The sequence below is a fragment of the Pseudomonas sp. NPDC098747 genome (genome assembly GCF_044760045.1).
Taxonomy (GTDB): domain Bacteria; phylum Pseudomonadota; class Gammaproteobacteria; order Pseudomonadales; family Pseudomonadaceae; genus Aquipseudomonas.
Window position 1 is genome coordinate 1 of record NZ_JBIWAL010000099.1, and the last position, 9,539, is coordinate 9,539.

The 9,539-nt window shown below is 57.2% G+C and carries 4 protein-coding genes and 1 pseudogene; 1 reads left to right on the forward strand and 4 read right to left on the reverse strand.

Annotated features, from left to right (window positions below; all coding sequences use genetic code 11):
* A pseudogene (locus ACIQVE_RS28570) lies at window positions 1-810 on the forward strand (IS3 family transposase); the annotation flags it as partial.
* 796 nt (window positions 811-1,606) lie between these two features.
* Here the strand turns inward: ACIQVE_RS28570 and ACIQVE_RS28575 are convergent.
* From ACIQVE_RS28575 to tssI, 4 genes are all read right to left on the reverse strand, one after another.
* Entirely contained in the window at window positions 1,607-1,870 is a 264-nt protein-coding gene (locus tag ACIQVE_RS28575; RefSeq protein WP_402815154.1) for a PAAR domain-containing protein, read from the reverse strand.
* A gap of 79 nt (window positions 1,871-1,949) precedes the next feature.
* Window positions 1,950-2,318, reverse strand: a complete 369-nt coding sequence (locus ACIQVE_RS28580) for a hypothetical protein (RefSeq protein WP_402815157.1) — start codon at window positions 2,316-2,318, stop codon at window positions 1,950-1,952.
* On the reverse strand, window positions 2,319-7,061 hold the full coding sequence (locus ACIQVE_RS28585) for an RHS repeat-associated core domain-containing protein (RefSeq protein ID WP_402815161.1): 4,743 nt from the start codon (window positions 7,059-7,061) through the stop codon (window positions 2,319-2,321).
* The coding region (tssI, locus tag ACIQVE_RS28590; protein WP_402815164.1) for a type VI secretion system tip protein TssI/VgrG at window positions 7,058-9,539 on the reverse strand (2,482 nt) is incomplete at its 5' end. The genes ACIQVE_RS28585 and tssI, both read right to left, overlap by 4 nt.

Here is a 9,539-nt window from a genome sequence, read left to right on the forward strand (position 1 = left end):
CAAGTGTTTGAAATCAACCGCTCAAGTTACTACGCCCACCGCCTCAAGCGTCGAACGCCTGATGTCGAACGGCTTCGGTTGCGCAGCCGGGTGAGCGAGTTGTTTTCACAAAGTCGCAGTGCTGCCGGCAGCCGTAGCCTTCTCTCGTTGATGCGTGATGATGGTGAGCAACTCGGTCGGTTCAAAGTGCACAGCTTGATGCGCAAGCTTGATCTCGTCAGTAAACAACCTGGTTCTCATGCCTATAAACGAGCAACGGTTGAACGGTTGGATATCCCGAACATCTTGAATCGGGAGTTCGATGTCCCGGCACCCAACCAGGTGTGGTGCGGCGACCACTTACATTTGGACCCAGGGGAAATGGCACTATCTGGCAGTCGTGCTGGATCTTTTTACGCGCCAGATAGTGGGCTGGGCATTGTCAGAAAAACCAGATGCTGGGTTGGTGATCAAGGCGCTGGACATGGACTACGAACAGCGTGGAAGGCCTCAAGGGCTAATGTTTCACTCGGATCAAGGGTCGCAATATGCGAGCCGCCTGTTTCGCCAGCGGCTCTGGCGTTATCGCATGCGTCAGAGCATGAGTCATCGAGGAAATTGCTGGGACAACGCGCCGATGGAGCGGGTGTTCCGCAGCTTGAAAACTGAATGGATACCGACCGTGGGCTACAGAACTGCTCAAGAAGCCCAGCGCGATATCAGCCTTTCTTAATGCATCGCTACAACTGGATTCGACCCCATCAATTCAACGGTGGGCTGGCGCCAGCTCGGGCCGAAGAAAAACTTAACGTCGTGTCCGGGATTAGTTGACCACTACAAAGTGAGTAGAGCTTTTCAATCTCTTCGGTACTAAATGTTCCAAACGTGGCAAGGGCAACCTTTATGCCCGCTTGGTACTGAGTGCTTTTCAGGCTGCTACCATATACTCCTCCAATTTGATCCAATATTGAGAAGCACGAGAGAAGAGGGGTGTATATTCTGGTTCTTCTATTATTAAACGATGAATTGGCAGTCTACATCAGGTCGTACAGACTGGAAGAAACTACGCAGTTTGATAAGTGCTGCTTGCCGTGTATAAAATCTAAATGAATATACGCCAGCTCTGAGACTTCTAGATCCTCAAGTGCTCTTTTATCAAAATATTCAGATACCTCGAAATCATTTTTAGATTTAAGGTCAGTGATTGGCATAATTTTCCTTTTTAAGCCGTGGTGCTGAATTTAAATGGACGTGTATAGCGCAACTACCTTGGCGACTTACTAATCGGTAGGGGGCGCTAAAAAGTTTTACCCTGCCAGTCAAATTCAACATTGTCAATCTCGTTTCCGCCAACTTCTGAGTGGCCGGGGTTAGTGAATGACCATTAATGTATACAAACTCTACATACATATACTGTCCTGCTTATCTAATCGGCTTTGGTCACCTGTCTAGCGCAATTTGCAATGCGGGAAAGTCTGCAGTGGCAATGTGTCTATGGCTAGGTAACTGCGCCCCGAAGGGCTGCTTTTGGCCGTAAGCAGCCTTAACATGGGTCTCGGCTAAATGCGGCCGATCGAAGCCCTCATAATGAGGGCGATTTAAAATAGATAGTTCACACCCACAAGATTCAGCCGACAACCGCCCCTTTAGGACCACTCGCAATCAGTGTGGCCCCACAAGCGGTTTTCATGCCGTCCAACGCGATTGGCGTGCCATCGACGGTATAGGCGCTGCTGCCCTCGGCGATTGGGAAAATCCCTTTGCACAGAGGGCAACTTACCTTGTGACCCACCCCAGCTATAGGTTTGCCGTTGAGGTCGGTCTGGGAGAATGCTTTAAGAACTTTGCCACCGTGAGTTGTGGAGTCGCCCAGCCGGATAACGTCTTTCATAGAGCAACTCTCCTAAACCGGTGTATTAGTAATCAACTGCATTCAATGACCGCGGTAACTTTAGTATTTCTGTGAGCCTTTAGGAACCAATGTACTTGTAATACACCATCAGTTCCCCATTAACTTCGGAAATCTCGAGATGAAGGATCGCTTCACCGGGTGCACCATCAGCAAAAAGAACACATTCTAACCCGAGCGCTTTTTCATTAGTTTCATATACATCAATGTAAGGGCGGCCTTGCTTGCTTGAATCAAAAGCTTTTTCTTCAGGTGCGATGGATATCTTGGTGCCTTTAGCGAAATAATCATCAATACACTCATAAATCTCATCAGCAACCGCGCTGGATATTCCAAAATCCTGCTCAAGCGTAGACGAGTCACGTCGATAGATGGCCTCTACGAGCAATTTGGTCTTGGCATAGGCTTGGTGATTAGTGGGTGTACTCATTTATCGACTCCGTCTCTTGGAAGGTGTTGCGGTGCTGGTACCCGCGTTGGCTTTAATACCGGTGAAGTAGCCACGAGCCTGGAGTGTCGCACACTTCGCTGCCTTCGGACTCAGTCCCGCAGCACGTAGCGACTTGAAAGCTACGACAGTTTCACTTCCTAGCAGGCCGGCAGTTGATGCCTTATCTTGGGCTCGATTAGCATTATAGTGCGGAGTTCCCCGAGTGGTTCCGTCTGGGTTTCGTCCTTGAAGGCTTATCGCTGGCGCATCATTGTATTTATAACCTGAAATTCCATTCATCGACGCATCCTGATAGATGTGGTGGGAGTCTTGGAGCCCCCCTATTTTTCGAAGATCACCATGGCGACCTGTCACCACACCTTCAGCTTCAAGTACTTTATTACATTCACATGGGCATGTTGCACTCAAACCAAGACTATCGACCCAACCCGTCGGATTTGGTGCATAAGCATAAAGATTTAGCCCTCCCATGTAACCGATCGGGTCTTTGCTAATGAAACGACCAACTCCTGGATCATAGTACCGATGTCGGTTGTAATGCAGCCCCGTCTCATGATCGTGATACTGCCCCTGGAACCGTATCGGGTTCATAACGCCATGCTGCCGCGCCCACTCCGAACGCTGCTCCGTCACCTGCCCCCACGCCTTGTACTGCACGGTCCAGGCGAGGTTGCCTTGCGAGTCCGTCAATTCCTGCGGCGTGCCGAGGTGATCACACTGATACCAGGCCAATGCATCAAACGGTAATGCCGTTACCTTGTGATTCCACACCGGGTCTTCATCGAGGCTGTATTCACCGCTGTAATCCGGCAGCCCAATCAGATCGATTGGCGCGTGCCGCACAGCCTGCGCAACAGGAACAAAAGTCCCCGGTTCAAAGACGTAGTGCACTGTGCGTCCCGGTTCGCCATCGCTTTGTGCCGGACTGCTTTCAAAGGCGAGGTTGTCGCCATCCCAGCCGTACAAGGTAAAGCCGCAGCCCAGTTCGCGCTGTTTGCGGGCGTGCTCGTTTCTGTTCCAGAGAGAGCCTGCCTCAGGCCGCTGTTTGTAGTGTGCGCGGGAGTTTTTGTGTAGGCGTCGTCCCAGTGCGTCGTAGGCGAAATCCACGCTCAGGCGCGGGTCCTCGAAATGCACCAGTCGATCAAACAGATCCCACCGCAGATCGCTGCGTTGGCCGTTGTGCCAGCGCTGGATCTGGTTGCCGCGTTCGTCGTAGTCGTAGTGGGTGCCGGCGTATTCGCGCAGCAGGTTGTCGACCAGTTTGCTGCGCGGTGGGGTCAGGTCTAGCGGGCGGCGAATCTCTGTCGCCTTGTCGTCCAATAGGTTACCGGCCGGGTCGAAGGCGAAGGTTTCCACGCCTTGACGTGTGGTGGCGCTGAGCAGTCGGCCGACGGGATCGTAGCGATAGGCGAGCGGCCCGCGACGGCTGTCGTTGATCTCAGTCAGTTGGCCGGCGGCGTCGTAGGTGTATTCGCGTTTGAGCAGCGTGGATTTGTCGTCGCTGCGTCCCAGCAATTGTTCCTGCAAGCGGCCGGCCGGGTCCCAGCTTTGGGTTTGCAGCAGGTGGTTGCCTTGATGGCGGGCGACTTCGCGATGCAGATCGTCACGCTCGTAGCCGATCAGTTCGTGTTCATCGAGGCGTAGTCCGAGCAAATGACCGCTGCCGTAAGTCAGCCAACTGACGCGATGGCCGTCGGGGCGAACGGTGGCGACTCGTTGGTTGAGCACGTCGTACTCGTGCTGCCACATCGCGACGGTGGGCTTTTCCAGTCCGAGGTAATGTTGGTGTTCGCGCAGCAGGTTGCCGGCCGGGTCGTGGAACCATTGCAGGCGGCTGTCCGCGTTGTCGGCCAGCACCAGGTTGCCGTTGCCATCGTAGGCGAAAGTTTCGCTTTGCGACTGATCGCCCAAGGTCGCGCGACGTTCAGTTACACGGCCCATCGGGTCGAAGCTCAACGAGATGACGCGTTGGCCATTGATCGACTGGGCGAGGCGGCCGGTGAGTGGGTCGTACTGATAACGCGTGCTGCGCCCATCGAAACCGCGCTCTTCGAGCAGGCGTCCGACCGGGTCGTAGTGGAAGTGCGCGCGTTGTTCGTTTTCGTTTTCCAGGGCCGTTAGCCGCCCGAGACGGTCCCAGCGATAGCGCAGGGTTTGTTCGGCAGCGTCGATGCGTTCGGCGATCAAACCGGCCGCGCTGTAGCTCCAGGTGGTGCAACGATCGAGACCGTCGACATGCGCCAACAACCGACCTTCGGCGTCACGTTCAAACCGCTCTTCGGTCTTGTCCGGGTGCTTGATCAGCACCAGTTGGCCGGCCTTGTATTCGTATTCGGTGGCGTTGCCGGCAGCGTCGGTGAAGCAGGTCATCTGACCCAGTTCGTTGTATTCCCAAGCGCTGGTCTTGCCCGAGCAGTCGACGTACTCGACCATCTGCCCGGCGTCGTTATAGTCCAGGGTCTTTTCGTTGCCGTTGGCGTCCTTGATCGCGGTGGGCTGGCCGGATTTGTTGTAGGCGTATTCGGTTTTGTTGCCCAGCGGATCCAGCGCTTCAACCAGATTGCCTTGGTCGTCATAGGCGCGTTGCCACTGACCACCCTCGGCATCGCTGATCTTGATCAGCAGGTCCTGATCGTCGTAGGCGTAATGCATCACCGTGTGATCGGCGCGAATGTGCTCGAGCAGGTTGCTGCGTTCATCGTAGTTGTAGCGATCGGTGCTGCCGTCGGCATTGACGCGGCGCACGATGTTCTTCGCCTCGTCGCGGAAGAACCATTCCGAACGCTCGTCCGCGTAGCGAATGCGATAGGTGTAGCCAAGGATGTCGTAGTAGTGCCAGGTCTCGTTGCCGAGCGCATCGGTGACGTAGGTCAGACGGATGTTTTCGTCCCACTCCAGACGCGTGTCGAAACTGCCGTCGTCGGCCCATTCGCGCACGGCTTTGGCCTTGGCGCCGGGGCCGTCCCACTGCAGGTTCATGCCTCGCCCGGTGCGGTCGGTGTAGCGGGTGATCAGGTGATGCTCGAACTGATACGACCAGACTGCGCCGTTCTCGTCCTGCGCCTGAATCAGGTCGCCATAGGCGTCGTACTGATAGGCGCAGAGCTGGCGCAGCGGTTCGCCGTCAACGATTTCCCAGAGGCCGATAAACCGGCCGTGATCGTCGATCATTGTGCCGAGGTGCAAATGGACTTTGGTGAAGTCGTTTTCCTGATAGGTGATCAGGTCGGAGAGCAGCGAGTGTTCGCCGTGACGATGCTCGTAATGCAGCATGATCCCGGCGCCGTTGCGCAGCGAAATATTGGTCAGCACAAAGCGCTGGCCATGGCGGACGTAGCTTTCCTTGCGTTCGAAGCCACGGCACAACAGCAACTGGTCTTCGCCACTGCGAACCAGTGTGATGTTTTCGATGGCGTCGTAGTGAAACAGACCGAGTTTGGGCAGCGGATAGCTGTGGTCGCGGCCATCGGAGCCGTAAAACGTCAAGCCATCGTCCACGCAGTCAAACCGTGTGGTGAATTCGCTGATCCAGCGGGCGCCCATTTCGCTGTGATCGTAGGCGTCGAGGCGCGAGTTATAGGTGCGCGTCCACTCGACCAGGAATGGGCCCGGCAAGTTGAAATCGGTATGGCTGAGGCTTTCTGAACCCAAAGCAAAATTGATGCTGTTGCACGTGCCGGTACAGGTGCCATTTTTCTTCGGCTTGGGCGCGCCTGTAGCCGGAGCCTGTTTACCGCTGGCTCCCAATTCACCTTCGGACGCCGTGTGCTTGGCCTGACTGGTCTTGTCAGGTTTGACCCCGGCACTTTGGCCATGGGCGTTGCGTTTGCGCCAGAGAGTGACGGCGCTGGACAGGATCAGCAGCAACCAGCCAATGGAGTTCTGCACCGACTCATCGTCGAGTTTGCTCAGCTGGGTGCGCAGCTCCGGGCCCATTGCCCGCAGTTTTTTGGTTTCTTCGGAGACGTTTTTCTTGAAGTCATCGGGCACCAGATTTTGCGCCACGCTGTTGGCAAGGCCCTTGCCAGCCGCTTTATAAGCACTTGCGGCAGCCCCGAAAACATTGCTGAAAGACGCCAGTGGATCATTCTTGAATTGATCGACTGCTGCGCTCGCTTGGGCGCTGGCTGTATTCAGATCACCTTTGGCATCCAGATTGCCGAATGCCAACGCTTCGATGCCTTTGGTTATCTCATTGATGACTTCTTCGCCGAGCTTGCCAGCGTCCGCCAGGATGCCGGGCAACTTGCCTTTAGCCTGTTCAACAAAGTCATCGAGCGTGCCGATAATCGAGGCGTTCAGGTGACCGACCAGCACCTCGATCACGGATGCACTGAGCAGCATTTTGCTGGTGGCCTTCATCTCTTGGCGTACCAGAAACAAAGTCGGGCGCAAGGTCATGCGTGCCGCCGCCATGGCCGGTGGCAGTGGCAGCACACCGATCAGGTTGATGCCCAGACTGGCCCACGCCAGCAGGTCGCGTTTCTGGACGTTGGACAGGGTAACGATGTCACCCAGCGCATCAACCAACGCCATGATGTTGCCCACCACCGGTAAAGCGCCGGCGACGTTCTTGATTCGATCAAGGGTGACCACGCCATCCGTGGCCGATTGCAGCCAGGCATCGAAGGTCGCCGCGCTGCTGGCAACGTCCTGGATGTCGATGGCGTTCAGTGGAACGATAGCAACCTGAGGTTCACGTTTTACGATTTCAGTGGTCATGACAGCATCTCACCCGCCAACAGGCCCGGGGTTTTCAAGGAAGGTTTTGGCAGCGTTGGTGCGGGAAGCGTCGGTAGCTGGCCGCCCTTGCTTGCTGCGCCGAGGATGCTCGACGCACTAGGCATCGCAGCACTCGCCAGTTTCGGCAATCCGGCCACTCCTCCCTGCACTGCGCCTTTTACCTGCTGCGCCGTTTGCATTGCGCCCTGCGCGGTCTGCATCGCACTCATCCCTGTTTGTGCCATGTCCTTGCCCTTCTCCAGCATGTCCCAGTTCTTGGTTGGCAACACCTGAGCGACCATGGCTTGCACCTGCCCCGGCACGTCTTCCGCGCCCGGTGGATTCAGCGGCCATTCGGGTTTGCCGATATAACTGCCATCGCTCCAGGTGTCCGCCGGATCCTTGCCGAACAGCACGCGCGCTGGCCCCGGTGCGGCGCCAGAGACGCTGGCGAAACCCTTGGCGTCGAGCTTGCCCTTGATGCTTTTGCCCAAGGCGTCGATGACTTCGTAATCGCCTTCCTTGATGCCTTGGCGCCCGGCGTACTGGTTGAACAGTTCCAGATTGCCCTTGCCCGGTTTCGGCGGTTCCGGGAACACCCCGGCCAGACTTTTCGCCCCGGTGTAGGCGATGTTCGCCGCATGCGCCGTGTACGGGCCGCTGGTGGCGTGGGTGATGCCGCCGGCGTTGTAGGTCGTGGCGCTGCCACCGCCCTGGATCACCAGTTCGGTCTTGGCGGTGATGGTGATGCGGTCGGCATTGGCGGTGATGTTGAGTTTGGCCAGCAGGTTGATGCTGTCCTTCAGCGCGCGCACGTCAATGTCGCCGGAGGCCGCGACCAGACGCCAGCCCATGCTCTGCACAAACAGACGCATGCCGCGACTGGCGCTGGCCAGCAGGCGTTTACCAATGGAGAGACTGGTGTGCCCGGTGCTGCTCAACGCCAGGTGTTCGCCGGTGGCGATGTGGCTAGAGCGCGGTGTGGTCAGGGCGATGCCGGCCGGGCTGGCGAGCACCAGATGCGGCTCAGTGAATTCCGGAAACTCGTTGGCGGTCATGTTCGCCGGGCCACTGCCGAGCACGCCTTGATGCTGTGCGTGCAAGGCCTTGGCCACGTCGTCCTGATCGCCGGCCTCCTGCGCTTGTAGCTCTTTGGCCTGCACCGCAAAACCGTCCTGCTGTTCGCTCGCGGTGGCGAGGCGTTCGGCGGTTTCCGGCAGATCCTTGTGATGTTTCGACTCGTTCGGACGCGGCTCGGTAGTGATCAGCAAACCGGCACCGGCTCGCACTGCGCCGTGGCGGTCGGTTCTTAATTCAAAACCTTCGCCGCGCGGCTGACCACCGCTCGGGCGCGGATGGGTCAGGTAGCCGAGGTTGATCGCACTCGCACCGTGGTCACTGCGCAGCGCGATACTGATCTCGCTGGTGGTGTCGTCGATCCTCAGTTCGTTAGCGCGGCTGCCCTTGTATTCCTTGCTCTTGACCGTCGCCAGCGTCTTGAAATCCGGCAGCTTGTACGGCGGCAGATTCGCGCCGTGGTACAGGCAACCGGTGATCAGCGGCTGGTCGGGATCGCCTTCAAGGAAGGTGATCAAGACTTCCATGCCGACGCGCGGAATGTTGATCGAGCCGAAGGTTTCGGCGGCCCAGCTCGACGCGACGCGCATCCAGCAACTGGTCATGTCGTCGTGCTTGCCTTCGCGATCCCAGAAGAACTGCACCTTGACTCGGCCATACTGGTCGCAGTAGATCTCTTCGCCTTCCGGGCCGCAGACCACGGCACTCTGGGTGCCGAGGACTTTCGGTTTCGGGTGATCGAGCGGCGGACGGTATGGGACGTTCCACGGGATCGCGCTGAAGCGGTTGCGGTAGCCCTGGTGGAAATCGTCCTTGTTGTCCGTGGTGTCGCTGGTCACCGACTCTTCCAGCACTTGCGGCTGCTTGCCTTCGTGGAAAATCTCAGTGAGCAGCCACAGGTCGTTCCAGGTCGGGTTGGCGTGTTCGGTCAGGGCGAGGAAATGTCCGCTGACCAGAATCGGTTGGTCACTGTTGCCCTCGGCCAGGCGATAGTCGCTGCGATGACGCTCCAACGCGCGATTGGCCAAGTGCTTGCCACGGTCGCGGTCAACGAAACGGCCCGGATAATCGTAATCTTCCAAGTCTGGTTGGGCACTGCTTTTGGCATCACTTTCCAGCTCAATCTTCGGTTTGACGAAGTCGTAATCGCGCCGCGTGGTACGGCTGGTGCGGGTGGCCAGACGCAGACCGAAGCGCTTGACCACCGGTGTGTCCGCGACCAGCCCGGAATCTTGCTGATAGGCTACTGGCGCCAGTTTCGGAAACACTGTCTGGTCATCGCCGAAGGTCAGTTTGTGGCCGCTGCCGGTGTGCTGAAAGTGGTAGTGAATCCCCTCCTCCTCGCACAGACGCTGGATGAAGTCGAGATCCGACTCGTCGTACTGCACGCAGTAGATGCGC